Annotated in this window: 17 protein-coding genes and 1 pseudogene; 11 read left to right on the plus strand and 7 right to left on the minus strand. The window is 59.5% G+C overall.

From position 1 onward, the window contains the following. From treY to ACYVI2_RS23290, 6 genes are read right to left on the minus strand one after another with little or no spacing between them, the layout of a single operon-like run. Nucleotides 1-2,547, minus strand: a complete 2,547-nt coding sequence (gene treY / locus ACYVI2_RS23265) for a malto-oligosyltrehalose synthase (protein WP_415816690.1) — start codon at nt 2,545-2,547, stop codon at nt 1-3. Between the two features lie 40 nt (nt 2,548-2,587). Beyond that, entirely contained in the window at nt 2,588-3,355 is a 768-nt protein-coding gene (locus ACYVI2_RS23270) for an alpha/beta hydrolase family protein (RefSeq protein ID WP_415816692.1), read from the minus strand. After that, complete coding sequence (locus tag ACYVI2_RS23275) at nt 3,342-4,463, minus strand: DUF3182 family protein (RefSeq protein ID WP_415816694.1); 1,122 nt, start codon at nt 4,461-4,463, stop codon at nt 3,342-3,344. The genes ACYVI2_RS23270 and ACYVI2_RS23275 overlap by 14 nt, the downstream gene beginning before the upstream one ends. 31 nt (nt 4,464-4,494) lie before the next feature. Further along, the gene (locus ACYVI2_RS23280; protein ID WP_415816696.1) at nt 4,495-5,490 is read right to left on the minus strand and encodes a lysylphosphatidylglycerol synthase domain-containing protein; all 996 of its coding nucleotides are present in this window, start codon (nt 5,488-5,490) and stop codon (nt 4,495-4,497) included. 8 nt (nt 5,491-5,498) lie between these two features. After that, the gene (gene clsB / locus ACYVI2_RS23285) at nt 5,499-6,695 is read right to left on the minus strand and encodes a cardiolipin synthase ClsB (protein WP_415816698.1); all 1,197 of its coding nucleotides are present in this window, start codon (nt 6,693-6,695) and stop codon (nt 5,499-5,501) included. Further along, complete coding sequence (locus tag ACYVI2_RS23290) at nt 6,692-7,462, minus strand: endonuclease/exonuclease/phosphatase family protein (protein WP_415816700.1); 771 nt, start codon at nt 7,460-7,462, stop codon at nt 6,692-6,694. Before ACYVI2_RS23290 ends, clsB begins: the two co-directional genes overlap by 4 nt. Nucleotides 7,463-7,617: 155 nt before the next feature. Here ACYVI2_RS23290 and ACYVI2_RS23295 point away from each other — a divergent pair, with 155 nt between their 5' ends. Beyond that, nucleotides 7,618-7,887, plus strand: a complete 270-nt coding sequence (locus ACYVI2_RS23295; RefSeq protein WP_415816702.1) for an H-NS histone family protein — start codon at nt 7,618-7,620, stop codon at nt 7,885-7,887. Nucleotides 7,888-7,998: 111 nt separating this feature from the next. Continuing rightward, a pseudogene (locus ACYVI2_RS23300) lies at nt 7,999-9,088 on the plus strand (BamA/TamA family outer membrane protein). A 40-nt stretch (nt 9,089-9,128) separates the two neighbouring features. Here the strand turns inward: ACYVI2_RS23300 and ACYVI2_RS23305 are convergent. Then, a complete protein-coding gene (locus ACYVI2_RS23305) occupies nt 9,129-10,106 on the minus strand; it encodes a helix-turn-helix transcriptional regulator (protein ID WP_415816704.1) in 978 nt (325 codons plus the stop codon). A 299-nt stretch (nt 10,107-10,405) separates the two neighbouring features. On the opposite strand from ACYVI2_RS23305, the gene ACYVI2_RS23310 reads away from it, so the two are divergent. The 9 genes from ACYVI2_RS23310 to ACYVI2_RS23350 all read left to right on the plus strand — a co-directional run bounded on the left by ACYVI2_RS23310 (nt 10,406) and on the right by ACYVI2_RS23350 (nt 20,681). Beyond that, complete coding sequence (locus ACYVI2_RS23310; protein WP_415816706.1) at nt 10,406-12,001, plus strand: Hint domain-containing protein; 1,596 nt, start codon at nt 10,406-10,408, stop codon at nt 11,999-12,001. A 134-nt stretch (nt 12,002-12,135) separates the two neighbouring features. After that, complete coding sequence (locus tag ACYVI2_RS23315) at nt 12,136-13,281, plus strand: formylglycine-generating enzyme family protein (RefSeq protein ID WP_415816708.1); 1,146 nt, start codon at nt 12,136-12,138, stop codon at nt 13,279-13,281. A 60-nt stretch (nt 13,282-13,341) separates the two neighbouring features. Next, nucleotides 13,342-14,310 (plus strand): AAA family ATPase, encoded by a 969-nt coding sequence (locus ACYVI2_RS23320; protein WP_415817131.1) that lies wholly within the window; start codon nt 13,342-13,344, stop codon nt 14,308-14,310. A gap of 8 nt (nt 14,311-14,318) precedes the next feature. Continuing rightward, nucleotides 14,319-15,260, plus strand: coding sequence for a DUF58 domain-containing protein (locus ACYVI2_RS23325; RefSeq protein ID WP_415816710.1), 942 nt, complete (start codon nt 14,319-14,321; stop codon nt 15,258-15,260). Next, the gene (locus tag ACYVI2_RS23330; RefSeq protein ID WP_415816712.1) at nt 15,257-15,763 is read left to right on the plus strand and encodes a DUF4381 domain-containing protein; all 507 of its coding nucleotides are present in this window, start codon (nt 15,257-15,259) and stop codon (nt 15,761-15,763) included. Before ACYVI2_RS23325 ends, ACYVI2_RS23330 begins: the two co-directional genes overlap by 4 nt. After that, on the plus strand, nt 15,750-16,766 hold the full coding sequence (locus ACYVI2_RS23335) for a vWA domain-containing protein (RefSeq protein WP_415816714.1): 1,017 nt from the start codon (nt 15,750-15,752) through the stop codon (nt 16,764-16,766). The genes ACYVI2_RS23330 and ACYVI2_RS23335 overlap by 14 nt, the downstream gene beginning before the upstream one ends. After that, nucleotides 16,763-18,277: a vWA domain-containing protein gene (locus ACYVI2_RS23340; protein ID WP_415816716.1), complete on the plus strand. Its 1,515-nt coding sequence runs from the start codon at nt 16,763-16,765 to the stop codon at nt 18,275-18,277. Before ACYVI2_RS23335 ends, ACYVI2_RS23340 begins: the two co-directional genes overlap by 4 nt. Continuing rightward, on the plus strand, nt 18,274-19,650 hold the full coding sequence (locus tag ACYVI2_RS23345) for a BatD family protein (protein ID WP_415816718.1): 1,377 nt from the start codon (nt 18,274-18,276) through the stop codon (nt 19,648-19,650). Before ACYVI2_RS23340 ends, ACYVI2_RS23345 begins: the two co-directional genes overlap by 4 nt. Beyond that, complete coding sequence (locus tag ACYVI2_RS23350) at nt 19,647-20,681, plus strand: HAD family hydrolase (RefSeq protein ID WP_415816720.1); 1,035 nt, start codon at nt 19,647-19,649, stop codon at nt 20,679-20,681. The genes ACYVI2_RS23345 and ACYVI2_RS23350 overlap by 4 nt, the downstream gene beginning before the upstream one ends. The last annotated feature ends 35 nt before the right edge of the window (nt 20,682-20,716 follow it).

Genomic DNA, 20,716 nt, shown 5'->3' on the forward strand with positions numbered 1-20,716 from the left:
TTAGTCAGCACTGACGCAGAGCGCAACAGGCCAATCCTGAAATAGCGTATCAAGTGCGATTTCGCCTGTTGTGCTCAAAGCGAGCTCGCGTTGGCTCAGCAGGTCTTTCCAAACGAGGCCCGGCAATGAGGGCACGCGTAATGTCGTACCTTGCCAGAATTGTCTTGCAGCCTCGGCCTCATCTCTCGCATACCCTGCAATACGGCGTGCGCACAATCGCGGTACGACAACCAGGGCAGTACGCCGGCCTGCGCCACGTAGAAACGCCACGACATGGGCGGCCCGAGGACCCTGCGCACATAGGGGCCGATAGGGGCCGGCTAACAGTTCAGGCTGCTGCGCACGCAGTTGCAAAGCCGTATGGATGAGGGACTGCTTGACCGCGCCATTGCGCCAGTGTTTTGACCCGGGCCGCGTGATGATTCCTGACGACAGCAGAAAACGGCGGCGCTCGTAATCGACCGGCCGGCGATTATCCGGATCGACCAGGCTGTAATCCCACAGTTCTGCACCCTGGTACAGGTCCGGCACACCGGGACAAGTATTACGCAGCAAGGTTTGAGCGAGACTATTGATATGTCCTGGCTCGATCAGAGATTGCGCCAAGGCTGCCAGCGTGCGCAGCGGCTCGCGATCATGCCCCTCGGGATCGAGGATATCAATACAAGCCTGAGCCGCAGCTTCGTAATGTTCGTCGGGATCTGTCCATGAGCTATGCAACCCCGCCTCACGCAATGCTTTGCGCTGCCAGGCGCTGATCCGCGTCAACCATTCACGTAGGAGCAATGGATCCAGTGTCTCGCTGGCGCCAGGCCAGTCTGCCGGCCAGGCGCCAATCAGCGCTTGCAGCAGTATGTAGCGGTCCGGGTCGCTGAATGCATTGGCCGGGAGCAAGGCCAGCCACTCTGCCGCCATGTCTGCCCACCGCGAGGGCATCTCCGTCAATACGGCCAGGCGTGCGCGGGTGTCTTCGCCGCGTTTGTGATCATGGGTCGCCGTGGCCAGCAGAGAGTGTGGCATGTGCCGGGCACGCCAATGATTGCGGGCATGAAAGCCTTGTGGCCCTAACGCAAATCGTTGCGGCCAGGCGCCCACCTCGTTGCGGGACAATAAGGTGCCTTGACGGTAATGAAGGGTGTCTTCGAGCGATTTCGCTGCCAATGGCGGCGTGACTTGCTGCAGGCGTTTAAGCGCGTTGAGGCCGTCGGGGATCGAGGATGTGTAGAGCTGGTGCAGCAATTGATCCAGGTGTGCACTGTCCGATTCAGCTAGCATGGCGCGCGCACCCCGGGTGGCCTCATCCCAATGCGTCCGGTCTGCGGCAGATGGACCGCCATCTTCGGCGTAACTGCGATAGACCGGAAACGCCGTCAGCCATGCACCGAGCACACGATCCCAGGACGCCTGGTCTTCGGCTTCATGCGACGTGAGGCGTGACCATGCTGTCAGCAGCCCGTGCCGTTCATGCGCCAGGCGCCGATCCAGCAATTGTGCACGGATAGTGTGCAGTTGGTGTTTTAATCCACTCGAATCGCCGCCATGCGCATACCAGCCAGTCAATAGCGGACGGCGGGCGGAAGGGGAATGCAACAACGCGCTGACGTCATCCATAAAGTCGTAGCCCGTGCTGCCCTCGACAGGCCATCGATGGTCGAGCGCCTCTTGTGGCGCCAGAATTTTTTCCACGACGATATACGGTTTGCGCGCCGGCGCGGCATTGCGCATAGCGGTACGCAGCCGGCGCAAATAGGCGCCTGGCTCTGCCAATCCGTCTATATGATCGATGCGCAGCCCGTCGATCCAGCCCTTGCGATATAACGCCAGAGGCAGCATATGCACCGCTTCGAATACTGACGGATTTTCGACCCGCACGCCCACCAGATCGTTGATGTCGAAAAAACGGCGCCAATTCAGTTGGTTCGTGGCCGAACGCCACCAGGCAAGGCAATAACACTGTTGTTCCAGCAGCGCATGCAGCGCGGCCGTGCGTTCTGCATGATCCGGTGCGTCAGCGTAGCGGGCCAGCGCCGCAAAGACCGACGGGCCCGATATCGGCAGCGCTTGGCCGCCGGCCAACACGACCGGTTCGCCGTGCTGTTTGCCTAGTTGAACATCCCCCTTGCACAGGGCCGAACCATAGGGCTGGCCGAGAATGGGCAACAGGACTTTTCCCGAGTGCATCTCCCAATCGATATCGAAATAATCAGCATAGGTACTGGCACGCCCATTGCGCAGCACATCGCGCCACCATGGGTTGCGCGCGTCGGCGGCCATGTGGTTGGGTACGATATCCAGCAGCAATCCCATCCCGCGCGCCTTGACGGCAGCGGCCAGCCGTTCGAGCGCCGGCTCTCCGCCCAGGTCGGCACTCACGCAGGCGGGGTCCAGCACATCGTAGCCATGCATTGAGCCGGGACGGGCCTGCGTGATGGGTGACAAGTAGAGGTGGCTGACGCCCAAATCGGCGTAGTAGTCCAGTTGTGCGCGTGCCGCATCAAAAGTAAAGTCGGCATGCAATTGCAGACGCGCAGTGGCGCGTAGTGTCATTGGCGGCTCCATGCTGATGTACGGCTGAGATGCCTCTCCTTTATGGCGCACCGGTCAGGGAAGGGGTAGTGCCGGTGCGTGCGCCCATGACCATTTCCGTGATCCAGTTCACCAGCACCGATGTGTACGCCCGCTGCGCAGTCTTTTGCGTCAACGCATGGTCTGCGCCATCGATAATCCGGTGAGTCATGGAGTGGGCGCGCCGAAACGCCGAGCGATAGCTCATGATGGTGGAGTGCGGAATGTAGTCATCCTGTTCCGACTCCACGATGAGTACATCGCCCGGGAACGTGGCGCATGCAGACAACGCACGATTGGTCTCCGGCGCAACGTAGTCACTGCGATAGGCTCGTAGTACTTCCCGATTGAGTTGGTGCTTGGGCTTGAACCATTCATCGTCGAGATACAGCGCGGGTACGTGCAGGGCCAGCCATCGTACTTTGCGCAATTCGGTCAAAATCGATGCCAGGTAGGCGCCATAACTGCTGCCGACCACGGCGATTTCACCTGTTTCCACGGCAGGATGCGCAATCAGACGATCATAGGCAGCCATGACGTCGTGCAAATTATCATCGCGGGATACGTGTTCCCGTTGGGTTTCATTCGCGGCATGCCCTCTGAGATCAAAGGTCAGGCAGACGCAGCCCAGGCCGGCTATTCCCTCTGCCCGTTTCAGGTCAAAGGCTTGATCACCGCCCCAGCCGTGTATGAAAAGTATTCCAGGAATTTTGCTCTTGGGCGTCAGCAGCGTGCCCGCCAGGACATCATCTGCGACGTTGATGTCTATCGCGTCGCTATGTGCCACCATTGTTTTCCCTCACTATGCCACCTGTCTTTGTCAACCATCCCACCCGGCTGTCTTGCCCGTGGAACACGAGATCGCCGCTGTCCGGCTGCGCGGACGCGGATCCGTAACGTTCTAGCGTGTAAGCGTTGATTTCGCGGCAGTCAGGATGATGCGCGAAGTGGAGCAGGGCGGATGCCTCCGCGATACTCGCGCCTCCAGCACGCCACGATTGTTCCAATACCCCGGCCCGCCATGCCCCGGCCGTAGACTGTCCGAGCGCAATATCGTAATTGCGGCGTGACGCGATCAACGATGGATACGCCTGGTTCACCGCAGCGTCATAATGCAACGCCAGCGTGACGGCGTGGCGTTCGTTCGGCGTCATGTCCAGCGACGTGAGCGCAGTCGGCTCATCGAGAATACAACGCAGGTTCGATCCGCCATAGACGTCCTGGCCACTATTGTCCGGGGTCAGCCCCTGTGTGCCTACATAGGACAATGTATAGCCGCCGACGCGGCACCATCCTACGCTGTAGGTTTCGACGTCGGCCAGGTTTTCCTCCAGTACGACGCCTCGTGCTATTTCCGTCATCTCGGCGATGGCGCGTTCCAGTTCGTTCCCGTCCTGAATCACGCGTTGCCCGCGTCCAGCATTGGCGTAAACGGGCTTGATACGTATTGGTCCACGACGCAGCAACGCGCCGCCGGCTTGTCTTGCATCCTCGGGAGAAAATGCGGTGTAGCCGCTGAGTACGGCGTCTGCCAAGCGTTCGGCCAGGGTGTGAGACCATCCGTCGGGGGCAGCGCTACGCCGGCGCCATAAACCGTGCGTAATCGCTTTACTGGCCACGAAGTCGTACGGCACCATTCCTCCGAAAAAACGGGCTTCGTCGCTGATACCGAGTTCATGCGCGTGCAGGGGACCAATCAGGGTTTGATCGGGAACGTAATAGTGCGCCGCCCCGGGCTGCGCGCTATCGGCCTGATAGGGCTCCAGTACCTGGCACTGCAGCAATTCGGCGAGTTTACGCGCCAGGCATAACTGCGTGGCGACTTCGTGCTGCGATGCATTGCTATCGCGGGGATAGGCCACCACGCAGGCAGGAGAGAATCGAGAAGAGTGCGTCATGGCACACCTGCCGCAAGCGCCGTGCCTGGCCTCATTGCGGTGTGGGCCGGGATACGCGGCGCCGGATGGACCATTTGGCCTCGACCACACCGAACGCCAGCAACGCCAGCGCCAGCGGCAGGAGGAAATAGACGGCGCGATAAGTCAATACCGCGCCCAGAATATCTACGGGAGGGAGATACTTCCCCAGCGCGGCGACGGTAATGGCCTCGGTGGTGCCCAGTCCGCCCGGCACCCGCACGACCAATGCCGCGACGCTGGCATACAACAGCACCCCTAATGCCGCCGCATAGGGAACCCGCTCCTGCAGCACAACATACAGCACCAATCCCATCAGGCCCCAGGACAGTATTGCGCTCAAGCTCTGCGCTAGCGCCATCCGTGCGCCGGGCAACACGATACGCCACCGGCGCACCATCCAGGTCCGCCCCGGGTATTTCAGGCAGGCCAGAACATAGGCACCAGACAGTGCCAGCAGCACGACGCCAACTATTCGCAATCCATCTTGTCCCCAGTCGATGGTCTGAGGCAGAGGGACGGCACCGCTGACAAACAAGGCGCCGGCCACCCAGCCGAAGCCGACCCAGTTCGATAGGGCGGAGAACAGCGCCACGCGAGTCGGCACCGACTTGCGGCACCCCATGCGCAGATAAAGCCGCAAGCGCGTTGCAAAACCACCGAGCAGCATGCCCAGGTTCAGATTGAGGGCATAACTGAGCATGGCGATCCCTGCGACGCTGAACAGCGGCAGTTTGTGGCCGATGTAGCGACGTCCCAGGATATCCATGAACGAGTATGCGAGATAGCCGCTCAGCGCGACGGCGATCGCCATGGCGATCGTGGGCCGGGGAAGCGCGCGCACGGCTTTCCATACACCAGGCCAGTCCACGTCACGGGCCAGGTAATACAACATGCCCGCCACGACCCCTACCACGAGCACGGCCAGCCACCTGCCCAGAGACCGTCGGACGCGGGGGCTGATCCGAGTCCAACGCCGCCTTGTCGTACGTATCCGGAATGTGTCCATGGGGATCCTCATTCTTGCGCCGGCTGATGGCGGTCTATAGATTCTGCCGCTATGCGCTGCAGGCGAGGCTTATGGGCAGGCAGACTGCCCACCCAGTTAGGAAAACGCCGTAATACGTGGAATACCATCACCCCGGCCCACAATCGGCGCAGACGCCGTGTGCCGATTGATGAGCGGGGTATTCGCTCGCAGTCCTCTTGCAGCAGGCGTTCCAGACGCTCGCGCAATACGCGATTCAGCGCCCGGTCTCGCATGATCACGTTGGCCTCCAGGTTCAGGGCCAGGCTGAACGGATCCAGATTGCTCGAGCCCACTGTGCTCCAGTCCTGGTCGAAGCAAGCGACTTTGCCATGCAGAGGACGGCGGCAATACTCGTAGATCTCCACACCTGCGTCGATGAGATAGTCATATAGCATCGTGGCGGCGAGCCGGGCGATGCGCATATCCGGCTCGCCCTGCAATATCAGGCGCACGCGCACGCCTCGCCGGGCGGCACCTGCCAGGTCATGCAGCAATCGGTATCCGGGAAAGAAATAGGCATTGGCGATCAGTACATCCTCGCGGGCCGAACGCAGGCTGGCGCGATACAGGCGCTCGATATCCTGTTGATGCCGCGCATTGTCGCGTACCACCAGCTTGCCGGCTCCGTCTTCGTCGGGCACCGGGGCAGGGTCTGATGCTGGCAACCTACCTGGCGCAGCTCGCACAGCCGCACGCATATAGGCAGCGATATCGGCACACAACGGACCGCGCACGCTGACCGCGTAGTCCTGCTTGGCCTGATCGCCATATTCGGTCAGATGGTCTTCCGAGAAATTGATGCCGCCGACGAATGCCAATTCGTTATCGATGACGATGAGTTTGCGATGCAGGCGCCGGAACACATGAAACCGCATACCGAACAGGCGCGGTTTGGGGTCGAATATATGCACACGTACCCCGGCAGTGGCCAGCTCGGCGAGAAATGCGGGCTCCAGTGGATCAGAGCCGTAGCCGTCCAGCGTCAGTACAACCGAGACGCCGCGTTGCGAGGCTGTGATGAGCGCCTGCTGCAATGATCTCCCTACCGGATCGTCAAACAGAATGAATGTCTCCAGGAGGACCTCTTTGCTCGCTCGCGCGATAGCCTTTTCGACTGCAGGGAAAAAGGCATTGCCGTTCTCAAGCAGTTCAAAGCGATTCCCCGTATGCCAGCCCGTACTCATAACGAGATCTCTGCGGTCAACGGCACATGGTCGGATAGGCCGGCCCATACGCGCGAGGTTTGCGGTTCGGGGCGCGAGGTGTGGACGCCCCGTACGTAGATCCTGTCCAGGCGCAGGACCGGGCACACAGCGGGATAGGAGCGAGCCGGTCTGCCGTAATGCTTCGTAAACACCTCTTGGGCATCGCAGCCGGCCATGACCCGGTCGGCGCGTAATCGCCAATCATTGAAATCACCCGCGATCAGTAGCGGCTCATCCGTGGGGATTTGGCGTTGGGCCAACTCGCACAGCAGGTGCAGTTGGCGTTGCCGGTGCCCCTCGCGCAGACCCAGATGCACACACACCGCATGTAGCGGATGCGCCAATTCCGGCGGACGCAGCACGCAGTGCAGCAACCCACGCGGCTCAGGGCCTGCAATACTGACATCGTGGTTGGTATACGTCGCGATGGGGTAGCGCGACAGGATCGCATTGCCATGATGACCGTCCGGGTAGACGGCATTGCGCCCGTAGGCATAGTCGGACCATAACGTGTCGGCCAGGTATTCGTACTGCGACAGCGCCGGCCAATCAGGTAATCGCTCGGCATGTCCCTGATGCGCCCCGACGACCTCTTGCAGAAAGACAATGTCGGGCGCCGCGGATCGCAACGCCTCACGCAGATCGTGCAGCATGAAACGGCGGTTGAAACTGGTAAACCCCTTGTGCGTATTGACCGTCAGCAACCTGAGGGCGAAGCGACTCCCACTGTCGCGCTGTGATTGCATGCTGCCTCCCTAGCCTGGTAGATGTGGCCATACTGCAAGCGGCATGCCCAGGGAGTCAGATCAATGTGTTCGGCCGGCCGTTTATTTCGTTTTTTGGATAGCGTTTGTTTCGACTTCGTACTATTGTAAATACATCGCAAGGGCGAACTAAGCATATGGCGAACAACTACCAGCAGGTCAGATCGCACATACGCACTCTCGAGGCCGAAGCAGAGCGTCTGCGGCGGCGAGAGTTACGCGGTGTCTTGTCAGATATCCGATGGAAAATCAAGGAATACGGGATCACCTCCGAGCAATTGTTCGGGCCGGATCTGTCAGATTTCGTGAGATACCGCGACCCCGAGACCGGACACACCTGGAACGGGGTAGGGCGACCGCCCAACTGGATCAAAGGCAAGGACCGCGGTCTGTTTCGCGTCGACTGAGTATTCATGGCGCCGGAAAAAACGTACGGCAAAGAGGAGAGTGCTTTGTTGCCAGCGTTCGTCGCCTTGTTTCGGCGTGCCAGCATGGTGCGTCTGCTAGGTCTGGTAGCGATGGTCAGTGGGGCCACTTGCATGGGGCAGCCCACTGGGTTCACGGATCCCGAGGATGGCGCATTTGATCTGAGCGATTATCTGCTCAACCGGAAAGGCATATTTCCCGTCCCGGTGATCATTACCGAGCCCGCCGTCGGGTACGGAGGCGGCGCGATGCTGATGTACTTTTCAGAATCGCTCGGCGAGGCCAGTCAAAAGGCGAAAGAGAGTGACTCGTCACTGGCCCCCCCCCAATATCACCGGCATTGGCGCGTTGGGTACGGAAAACGGATCACGAGGTGCAGGCCTGTTCCACTTTCACACGTGGGGCGCCGACCGGTTCCGGTATCTGGGCGCATTGGCACAGGGCAAGGTCAATCTCGATTATTACGGCCCTCTCAATCGCGGGCACAGCTACGAACTGAAGGGTACGTTTCTGGTGCAGCAATTGCTCGCGCGTATAGGAGACAGCCGCTGGTATGTGGGACCTCGCTATACGTACTTCAGATCCGATACGCGCTTTACCGGTGCAGAGAAAAATCCTCTTGGATTATTGGATGATCAGAAACTGAGTGTCGGCAAATTAGGCCTGGTGATCGACTACGACAATCGCGATAACATGTTTTACCCGACTAAAGGCAGTTATGCCGAGTTCGAGGCGCAGTTTGCACGCAGCGGATTCGGCAGTTCAGCGTCCTTTGAAACTTACCGCGCGCGTGGCTATACGTGGTTGCCTGTTCATCCTAAATGGACATTAGGGCTGCGCGCCGATGCTCAGACCACCAGCGGTTCGGTGCCGTTTTATGCGCTGCCCTATGTCGATTTACGCGGTGTATCGCGCGGCCGGTATCAAGACCGGACCGCCTTGGCCGCGGAAGTCGAAATGCGTTGGGCCGTCACACCGCGCTGGTCGCTATTGGGCTTCACGGGGGTGGGTAAAGCCTATGGCCGATGGAAGTCATATGGCGAGGCCTCCAATGTGAATAGTGTCGGCGTCGGATTCCGGTATCTGATCGCCAGAAAATTGGGTTTGGCAATAGGCATCGACGTCGCCCACAGCAAGGACCAGAATGCTTTCTACATTCAGGTGGGGAGTGCCTGGCGATAGAAATTGACTGCGATATCCCTGCGGTCGCGCTACGAGCCCGTCACTGCTGGCGTGTACGCTTTAGCGTTTCGCTTGGCAGCTCGCCGAAGGCATTGCGATAGTACTGAGAGAATCGGGACACATGTCGAAATCCCCATTTCATTGCGACCTCTGAAACCGTCCCATCCTGTTCACAGTTGAGCAAATCACGCAGCGCGCCATTTAACCGTGCCGTCATGAACCACCGCCCAGGCGTCATACCGACGCTGCGGCGAAATATCAGCTCCAGTGAACGCAGGCTATATCCGCTGCGCTTGGCAATTTCGGCCAGCGCAATGTCCGTGTCTTCGCCCGAAACGACGAGCCGTTCGCAAGCGGTGATCAATTGGTGATGGCGTATCTCTGTCGCAGACTTTTCTGGTTGATTCAATGGGGTTGAGTCGAATATCTGGTCCACGTAACTCCCCAAAAGCGAATGGTAGATTTCCGCGCCTAATTCGGAACTAATTCCGCCAACTGGCTCAAGTCGGTGAGCCAGTCCCAGGGCATCGTCAGTGATTCGAGTCAACGCGTGCCTGGCCCCGTTGCGTAAACGCATCGAATACGCCGCGTGCCTGGATAAATGAATGGGGCGTCCTACTCGCGCAGTGGCGAACGCCTGTAAGGATTCCTCCGGCACCACAAAATTGACCCAACGGGAAGGGCCTGATGCGTGATAGAGGAGTTCTACTCCCGGCGGATAGATTTGTATTTCATTGCTCTCCAAGGCCATCGTATTGCATCGCGTGACCTGTTCTCCTTCAGCCATGAATCCTATGCAAACCTCTTTCTTGGGCATACAGCCTTGAGCAACAACAGGGAAGTTGTAGCCGCCAGTCTCCAGTCTGATGTCACCGATAACCAGCCGTTGGTGTGCCATGGTTGCTTGCTTGGCGGACAGGAGACGATGCTCGAAGGTGGTGCCATAGACGACATCAAATGCCTGGCATGGCTCGAAGCCGGAGTAGAGGTGCCGCATGTACATCGGCTGATACATCATGGCAAAAAGTTCCTACAAGATTTCGCTTTTCGGATAGCGCATGGTGCTGCTTCGTAATAACTTTACCAAGAACGACGTATATGTAAGCAGAATATTGCCCAAGAAATGAGAAAAAATGCGAAATTTTCCTGAGTTTCGCATAAATGTATCGAAAAGTTGTAATGGGATGATGGGTATAAATGGCGGCAACACTTTGCCGTAATAGGGCGTTTTTTATTTCTTGAGGAGGCTCGGCGCGACAGCAGTCTGGGTTTTTGTCTGGTTCTTTTGGCGATGCAATCAACTGGAAGAGGATTGAGATGGCGGATATCAGCTTGACTCCCGACGACCCCACGTGGGCCTGGACCGATACAGAAACGGATACTGAGTTCAACTTTGCGCTCGGTGTCGACAATGGCGCAGTGGACTTCACCAATGCAGGCTCTGTGACCGCCAACTTCGATGGCGCACACCCATTTTCTATTTATGCTGAAAACACCAATCTGCTGATCGGCAATCTGAATGGTGGCGCTGGCGATCAACCCATCACATTGCAGGTGGGCCCGGATTCGACGACAGGCTTTTCGCAGTTTCAACCTCAGTGGCTGGACAACCTCACCATCGATTTTTCCCAAGCCCAAGGCACGGGCACGGTGGCGATGAACGTGGACAATATCACCACTAATCCTGGTGACGTGCTGCATATCACGGGCGTAGAGGGCGGGGCTTCTTTCACATTCGTAGGCGCCACGCCGGATCACGCTGGACTGGACAACGGCATCCTGACTTTTTATGACGCGGACAACCAGCCTATCCTGCAAGTACAAGCCGATAACTTTACGCAGGAAGACCTAGACAGTTTGAACTTCAACGGTAATAACGTTTCGTTCGCCTGCTTTATGCGCGGTACCTTGATTGCGACTCCGGATGGAGAACGTCCTGTTGAGACGCTGCAGCCAGGCGACAAAGTCAGTACAGCCAGCGGTGGCGTTGCCACGGTGAAGTGGGTGGGACATCGCACGCTGTACGGAGCCCATATTCCCGAAGAGCATGCCATTCGCGCTTTTCCGGTCCGCATTTCCGCTAGTGCACTTGGACCGAATATCCCAGCCCGAGATCTCTATGTGTCGCCGTACCATCACATGTATTTTGATGGCAAGCTGATTCCAGCGATGTTGCTGGTCAACGGAAAGACGATTGTTCAGGATTTTTCGCAACAGGTCTTCGAGTACTTTCACGTCGAGCTGGATCGTTTCGATATCCTGCTGTCCGAAGGTGCGGCATCGGAGTCGTATGTCGATACCGGCAACCGATCGATGTTCCAGAACGTGAATGTGGTCACGTTATTGGCAGATTTCGGGCCTGCCCCAGGGCGTCCGACCATCGAAGGAATCGAGGTGTTGCGCAAGGGGCCGGCAGTGGCTGCGGTGCGCCGGCGTTTGCTCAAACGTGCCGAGCAATTGACTCGATCCTTGAGAGTGTCTGATCCGAATCTGCGGGTGCAAGTCAATGGCAAAGTGCTTGCGGCCCAGGCCCATGATTCCGGTGAGTCCATTGTTCGATTCGAGCTGCCAGTTGATGCTGATGCAGGAGACATTCATCTCCTTTCGCGTTGCGCGATTGCCCGCGAGACGGCCTCGGATCCCCGCCGAGACCTGCGCACAGTAGGTGTGGGGCTGGCTCGTATCACCATCGAGGACGACGATGGCCGCCGGGATATAGCGTTGTCTGCATCTGAACTGCAGGGACTGAACGCACCGCAAGACGTGCACGGCGTAACGATGCGTTGGACCGATGGCCATGCCACGATTCCCAAGGCGCTGCATCGTGTCAGAGGAAAGGCGACGCTCGAACTCCATGTATTGCGCACCCATTCCTATTGGGAGAGCGCAGGAACAATGAAGCAAGCAGCCTGAGCGCGACACCGGGGCCTTTTATTCATTGAGGCCCCGGCTGCAGTTTGCACGACTTGGCAAGGCTGGACGGCTCGCGGTGTTTCCGCGTGATCCGAATGCGTTACGTGTGTTGGAACCGGTGGTGAGGTGAGCGCGTGAAACAGCAAGTGAAGATCGGATTGACGGCAGTAGCGATTCTTGTGGCGGCAGCAGCATTAGGCGCCTACGTGGGTGGATGGAACGTTTCCGATTCCTCGGCGCGTGAGGTCAAGCTGGGCGATGGGAAAAATGGGCCCGCGGGCATGGCGTGGATTCCCGGATCGCAATTTCTCATGGGTAATGAGCACAAGCTCTCTCAACCTAATGAACGGCCTGCTCATGCGGTGCGTGTCAGCGGGTTCTGGATGGATGTGCACGACGTGACCAACGCCGAGTTTCGCCGGTTCGTAGAGGCCACCGGTTACGTGACCACGGCGGAGCAGAAGCCGCGCTGGGAAGATCTGGCCCCGCAACTGCCGCCTGGTACGCCGCGTCCAGATGACAGTGTGCTGGTGCCCGGCGCCATGGTTTTCGTAGGCTCCGAGAGCGAGGTCTCATTGCGAGATTACACGCGCTGGTGGCGATTCATTCCGGGGGCTAATTGGCGCCATCCGCAAGGTCCGGGCAGCAACATCCAGGGCAAAGACGATCATCCCGTTGTGCAGGTATCTTATACAGACGCTGAGGCCTATGCGAAATGGGCCGGCAAGCGGTTGCCTACCGAGGCGGAGTGGGAGTTCGCCGCGCGCGGCGGGATAGAGCAAGCCGACTATAGCTGGGGCAATGAGCTCAGCCCGCAAGGCAAGCCTATGGCGAACATCTGGGATACGCAGCAGCAACAGCCTTTCCCCGTCGTCAAAGACGAAAAAATTCAGGTGGGTACGACACCGGTCGGCAGTTTTCCATCGAACGGCTACGGGCTGTATGACATGGCCGGCAATGTGTGGCAATGGACGGCGGACTGGTATCGCGCCGATGCCTTTGCGATCCAGGCTCAATATCGCGAGCCGCCGCAGGACCCAGCGGGCCCCGCCGACAGCTTTGATCCCGATGATGGCAATGTGCCGGAAAAGGCACCGAAACGCGTCACGCGTGGCGGCTCGTTTTTGTGCAGCGATACCTATTGCATTAGTTACCGCGCCAGTGCCAGGCGGGGTGCAGACCCGCTGAACAGCATGTCGCATCTGGGTTTTCGTACGGTGATGACCCAGGAACAATGGAAATTGGCTCAGGCTCATAAGAATAGCGTCGTCAGCCGTTGAGTCCACCCGTGCGCTCACCGGACGAGCGCACATGAAAGCATCACCATGGAAGGCAAGAGCATGGCGAATCGCGATGGCGTTCTAGCGTTGGAGCAAGCTGTTTCTGCGACGGTCCTGGGTCAGTCGACAATCATCCGTCACGTGCTGATTGCGCTGTTGGCCGATGGACACGTGCTGCTGGAAAGCCTGCCTGGCTTGGCCAAGACCCGCACCGTCAAGGCGCTGGCAGCGCATATGGCGGCCACGATGAGCCGTATCCAGTTCACGCCGGACCTGTTGCCCTCGGACATTACCGGTGCCGAGGTGCTGCAGCAGGATGCCTCGGGAAATCATCGAATTGAATTCCAGCAAGGTCCATTGTTTGGCAACCTGATTCTGGCCGACGAAATCAATCGTGCCCCGGCCAAGGTGCAATCCGCCTTGCTGGAGGCCATGGAAGAGCGGCAGATCACCGTGGGCGGCGTGACTCGGCCCATGCCGAAGCTGTTCATGGTATTGGCCACGCAGAATCCTATCGAACAAGAGGGCACTTATCCATTGCCTGAGGCGCAGATGGATCGTTTTCTGATGAAAATCCGGTTGGACTATCCGGCGCCGGATGATGAGACGGCCATGCTCGCCTTGTTGCGCGATACCGCTACGGTAAAGGCCGAGGAGGCCGAGCGTCTTTCACAGGAAATATTGTTTGCCTGCCGTGACGAGGTGGCGGCAGTGCATGTGGCTGCGTCCGTGGATCGCTACATTGTCGATCTGGTAAACGCTACGCGCCGCCCCGCCGATTACGATAGCGATCTGCAACGATGGATCCAGATCGGGTCCAGTCCGCGTGGCGCGATTGCACTGGACAAAGCGGGCCGCGCGCATGCGTGGCTGGCCGGTGCAGATTTCAGTTCGCCTGACGATGTGCGCGCCGTCGCCCATGCTGTCCTGCGTCACCGGCTTCACCTGACATACGACGCCGTCGCGGATGGCGTCACGGCAGAACAAGTCATTGACCGATTGCTGGATGTGGTGGCCGTCCCGGCATAGGAATCGCCATGGCGCACCCACCACATCCCGTTCATCCGTCGTTGGCGGAATTGATGGCTATGGAAGGCGCGGTAGGCGGCCTGTCGTTTGTCGCGCACCAGCCCTCCACCAGCGTCCTGGCCGGTCAACATGGATCGCGGTTGCGCGGGCGCGGCCTGGATTTTTCCGAATTGCGGCGTTATGTGCCCGGCGATGATTTACGGCAACTGGACCCCAGGGCATCATTGCGTTACGGCAAGCCGTACGTGCGCTCCTACACCGAAGAACGCGACCGGCCGGCGATGATCATCGTGGATCAGCGCATGAGCATGTACTTTGGCTCTGTCAAGTTTTTCAAATGCGCGGTGGCTGCTCGGGTGGCGGCCGCGACGGCGTGGATGGCTTTTCGTGCAGGGGATCGCGTGGGAGGCCTGGTGTTCGACGATGAGCGCGTCAGCGTTCAAAAGCCGTTGCGCAGCCGCCAGCAGGTGCAGGCATTGTTGGCATCGGTGGTGCGCGCCAATAGCGAGCTGTCGGCCGACAAGCCAGACCGGGCGGCGGGCCCCATGCTCAATGCGGCATTGCGCCAGGCATTGGGTTTTGCCAAGCATGACTATCTGGTCTGCATCATTAGCGATTTTGCCGGGGCCGATGACGACACGCTGCGAGCATTGAGACAGTTATCTGCGCATAACAGCGTTGTGGCAGCTCTGGTCTACGATCCCATGGCGCAAGATCTGCCGCGGCAAGGGCATCTGGTGGTGACGCAAGGCGAGTTGCAGCTCGAAATCTCCGTCGGAAAGGCACGAGAGCGTCAACCTTTGGCCGATTTTTTCAGTGGCCGTCTGCGGCAAGTCGCGGACCTCTTGCGCCGCAGTCAGGTGCCATTGCTGTCCATCGATACGACCACGGATCCATTGACGCAATTGATGAGTGAGTTGGGACACCGGCAAGAAGAGAGGCGGCCATGAGTGATACGCCTGTCCTCGGCCTGGATCAATTGCAGGAACTGGCGTTGCCTGCGCCGCCTGCTTATTGGCCGCAGACCTGGGGGTGGGCTGTGGTGGCGGTATTGCTGCTGCTCGGCATCGGATGGATGGCGGTATGGGGTTACCGGCGGCATCGGCGCAATCTGTATCGCCGTCAGGCACTGCGCGCGTTGGAGCAGTTGAACAGAGAGATTGCCGCCAATCCCCTGGCAATACGCGAACTGCCGGGTCTGCTCAAGCGGACCGCGTTGGCAGCCCAGCTGGATGGGCAACGCACGCGCGTTGCCGCATTGCACGGTGATGGTTGGCTGAACTATCTGCAGGAGAGTGCTGGACAGCCGGTGCTTCCCGACGGCAGTGGCCGCGTACTGCTCGCGCTCGCTTATGCCCCGGACGAGACGGTACGGTCATTGGATGGTGAAACCTTAAAGGGCTTGATTGCGGCAAGCCGGCTATGGATGGAGCGTCATCATGTGGCGGCTTGAGTATCCGTGGCTTTTTTTGCTCGTGCCCTTGGGCGTGCTGGCGTATCGAGCGCTGCCGGCCTATTTACAGACGCGGCAGGCCTTGCGTTTGCCTTTTTTCGACACGATGGCGACCTTGACCGGAAAGTCGCCGACTCGCCCTGGCGTGCGCGACCGCCGGGGGCAGCTGGTGTTGAATATCGTCGTGTGGTTGTTGATGGTATTGGCGTTGACGCGGCCTCAATGGGTAGAGCCGCCGTTAACGCATACCGAGCCGATGCGGGACATTCTGCTGGCGGTCGACATTTCTCAATCGATGGACAGCACGGACTTTCGTGATCCGCAGAACCGGCCAGTGTCGCGCTGGGACGCTGTCAAATCTGTGGTGTCGGATTTCGTGGACAAACGTCCTGACGATCGGCTGGGATTGATCGTTTTCGGCACGGGCGCCTATCCTCAGGCGCCGTTGACACGCGACCACGCATCGCTGCATTTTCTCTTGGACCAGGCGGCTGTCGGCATGGCGGGTCCCCATACGGCTATTGGCGACGCCATCGGCTTGGGCATCCGTATGCTGGATAAAGCCGATGAGCGCGACAAGGTGTTGATCTTGCTGACCGACGGCAACGATACCGGCAGCGCCATCCCGCCGGATCGTGCTGCGGCCTTGGCGGCACGCCATCATGTGACGGTACATACGATAGGCATAGGAGATCCCCAGGCCACCGGAGAAGAGCGGGTGGATTTTGACGCATTGCGCGAGATTGCGCGGACGGCGGGGGGAAAATTCTTTAGCGCCAATGATGTCAACGCACTACGCGAGGTGTATGCCACGCTGGACCGCATTACACCCAAAGAGGTCAAGTCCCTCAGCCACCAGCCGAAACGGGACTACTTCTGGATCCCCCTGGGTTTGGCGCTGTGCTTGCTGTTGTTGTGGCATTGCATCGCAGCCTTGGGCGCTTGGCGTGGTGTGCATCGTGCTGACCATGCAGGGCAGGCGCCGGCGAAGGAATCGGTATGAATATCGATCTCAGCGCCTTTCACTTTCTGCGGCCCTGGTGGCTGTTGGTGATACCGCTGGCCATCGTGTTGTGGTGGGGCCGGCACCGTGATCTGGCCAAGCCTGGTCGAGATACCCGCATTGCGCCGGACCTGTTGCCGTATTTGACCGTTCGGTCAACGGGTAGCCGGGGGCCGGCGCCGATCGACGTACTGGCGTTGATGTTGATACTAGGTGCGCTGGCAGCCGCAGGGCCCACTTGGCAGCGGGACGAACCCGCGTATCTGGACAATGTGGCGCCGCTCATCGTCGCCGTGGATCTATCTGCCTCGATGGATGGCGCTGACATACCGCCTTCGCGGCTGGAGGCGGCCAAGCATCTGCTGCGGGATCTGAGCGCACAGCGGGCCGGTGCGAAGACCGGGCTGATTGCCTATGCAGGCAGTGCGCACCTGGTGGCGCCTCCCACGGATGATGCCAGTTTGCTGGATCTGTTCGCTCAAGCCTTGTCATCCGATCTGATTGCGCGCAAAGGCCGGGATGCGGCCTCCGCGATCGATCTGGCCTCGCGTGCGCTGCAGGCGGAGCAGGCGGGCGGCACATTGTTGCTGGTCACCGATGGGGTCGATACGGGGCAGCTTGATGCTGTGAAAGATCGGGCTCGGGCAGCGTCGAATATGCAGGTGCTGATCATGGCCGTGGGGCAGGTGGGGTTGGATGTCGCTGCCTTACGGAATCTGGCGGATGCCGCCGGTGCGCCCTTGGGCAGCTTGACGGGCAGCCCCGATGATCTGGATTGGGTGACATTGCACGCCCAGCAACATTTTCGCGCGGTACAAGACGCGCAAATGGGTGTTGTTCATTGGAAAGACGTAGGGTATTGGCTGTGCTGGCCGCTCGGTCTGTTGGCATTGTTGACGCTGCGGCGCGGTTGGAATGTGGCATGGCTCGGAGGCTTGCTGTTGGCCGCCACGTTCAGCACCGCGCCAATCGCGCACGCCGGTGCGCTGGCAGATGCGTTCTTGACCGCGGATCAGCAGGGTCGGATAGCGTTTGAGCAAGGCCACTATGACGAGGCTGTGCAACGATTCCACGATCCCTATTGGAAGGGACGGGCCGCGTATCAGGCGGGAAACTACGCCGTCGCTTTGGCGGCGTTCTCCTCGGTTCAAACGGCCGAAGGGTATTTCTATGTAGGGAATACCCAAACTCGTCTGAGGCAATACGACGCCGCGCTGGACGCCTACGATCAGGCCCTATCGATGCGGCCAAACTGGAAACCGGCGATGGTCAATCGCGACATCGTGTCACGATTGATCGACGACATGAGCCAAGAACAGCAAGGCGAGCCGGCTGATTCGCCGGATCAGACCATCGATGACAAGACGGCCAAGGCCGGCAAGATGATTCAGGTGCCCGTGGCGAAAGCGGCCTCGGAAGACGCGTGGCTGCGCAACCTGACCGTATCGCCGGCCCGCTTTCTGCGCAGCAAGTTCGCCATCGAGGATGCACGGGCGGGAGGCAAGCCATGATGTACTGGCGAAGGTTCCTCCTGGGCACGGTTGTGAGCGTAGGCATCATGTCAGCGGCCTGGGCCCAGGACACCGCTGCATTGCTGGTCACTGCGCGTTTGCAAGGCTCGAGCGAAGTCCAGGTGGGGGCAACGGTGGAATTGGAGTTGCAAGTCACGACTCCAACGTGGTTCACGCAGCCGCCGCAACTGCCGGTGTTGAACCTGCCAGGCGCGATGGTGACGCCTCCATCGGGACAGGGCGTCATTGTCCGGGACCAAAAGGACGGGGTGGTCTACAACGGTTTGCGTTACACCTATGTGCTCAGCCCGACCACGTCGGGCAGACTGCAAGTGCCTGCGTTGACGGTCAGTGCCAAGGTGGGACCCGGGGGAGAGACCGCCTCGGCCAGCAGCCAGCCGTTCTCGTTCACAGTAGCCGCAGAAAAGAGTGGTAGCGACGAAGGCCCAGCGGCAAATGAAATAGCCATTACCCAAGACTACGATTCAGCGCCGGACCCGTTGGTCAATGGTGGCCGCGTGACACGCACCATCATCCAGCGTGCGATGGGGGTGCAAGCGATGCTGTTGCCCGAGGCTTCCTTGGGCGAGGTGAAGGGTTTCAAACGCTATTCACGAGAACCGGAAGTCACGACCTTGACCGATGGCCGAGGTGGTTTTGTGGGCGGGCAGCGCATCGACAGGGCGGACTATGTCGCCCAGCAAGCCGGAGCATTGAGCTTTCCCGACGTGACCATGCATTGGCGCGATAGCGAGACCGGCGAGCCGCGGTCGCAGACGTTGCAGGGGCGTACTTTTGAGGTGGCGGCCGCGCCTGTCGTCGATCCGCCGTTTTCCTTGACCGAGGATTTGGCGCAGTTGCGTCATGGCTTGCGTTGGGTGCCTGCCTCCTGGCTGCTGTTCTCGATTGGCGTCGTCGTTCTCGCGCTGGCTTTGTGGCTCACATGGCCGTGGTGGCGCAGGGCAGGCCGACAGCTCAGCCAATGGGCGCATTTGCAATGCACGCGCTACCAAGCAAGCGAGGCCTGGCATTGGCGGGCCTGGCGGCGAGAAGCGCAGCGCGATGTTACGTCGCTAAGCGCCTTCTATCGATGGTTGAAAGTCGCCAGCGGCGCGGCCGATGTAAGCGCCGCTACGGCCCAGTTGCCCATAGCGGTTCGCAGCGCCACCCAGACGGTATTGGGCACCAGAGTCGCGGGCAGTGGGGCCGACAAGACGTGGCGGACAAGCTTGGTCCATCTATCGCATCAATGGCGTCTCGCCTGGCGAACAAAACAGCGGCGGGCGTCCGCGTACGCCTTACCGGTCAGATTGAATCCCCCTCAGAACAACGGGAATAACGGACTCCTCCGAGAACCAAGGGAAAACTCATGAAGAGCATATCGACTACAGCAGTACGACGTTGCGCCGCATGGCTGGGAATGTTGACCGTCACGCTGTTGATATCGGCGTGTGCGGGACATCATGCGGATTCTCGGCATGCCGGGTTACCTTCGTGGAATGACGGCCCCTCGCGTCAAGCCATTGTCGCGTTCGTGCAAGCAGTGACCGATCCGAAAAATCCCGATTTTGTTCCGCCGGAGCGCCGCATCGCCGTGTTCGACAACGACGGTACGCTCTGGAGCGAGCAGCCTATGTATTTCCAGGTCATGTTTGCCCTGGACCGCGTCAAGGCGATGGCGCCAGAGCATCCGGAATGGGCGCGGCGTCAACCGTTTAAGGCGGTGATCGAGGGGGACAAGGCCCGATTGGCCAAGTCCGGGGAATCAGGACTGCTGAAAATAGTCGGCGCGACCCACACCAATATGAGCGTCGACGATTTCACGCAAAGCGTGTCGGACTGGTCGGCCACGGCGCGTCATCCCCGCTTTAACCAGCGCTACATCGATATGACTTATGCCCCCATGGTCGAGTTGCTGAAGTACCTGCGCGATCAGGGCTTCAAGACCTACATCGTTTCCGGGGGAGAGGTCGAGTTCATGCGCGCCTGGGCGCCTGCGGCCTACGGTATCCCGCCCGAGCAGATTATCGGCACCACCTTTGTGACGACGTTTGAGAATCGTAATGACGCTCCCGTGTTGTGGCGTCAGGGCAAGCTCGAATTCAACGATGATGGTCCGGGCAAACCGGTAGCCATACAGCGCTACATCGGTCGACGCCCGATCTTTGCCTTCGGCAATTCGGATGGTGATCTGCAGATGCTGCAGTGGACAGCAGCAGGCGACGGCAAGCGTTTTGCGGGCCTCGTACACCACACAGACGCACAGCGAGAGTGGGCATACGACCGGGATTCCAAAGTCGGCCGATTAAATAAGGCATTGGACGAGGCCACACGCCAGAACTGGACGGTCGTCGATATGCAGTCGGAATGGCGGCGGGTGTATTCGTTCGAACCGCTGCAGTAGGTTCAATAGTGGGACGTAACCGCCCGTCAGGGCAA

It is taken from the genome of Bordetella tumbae, from assembly GCF_054780995.1.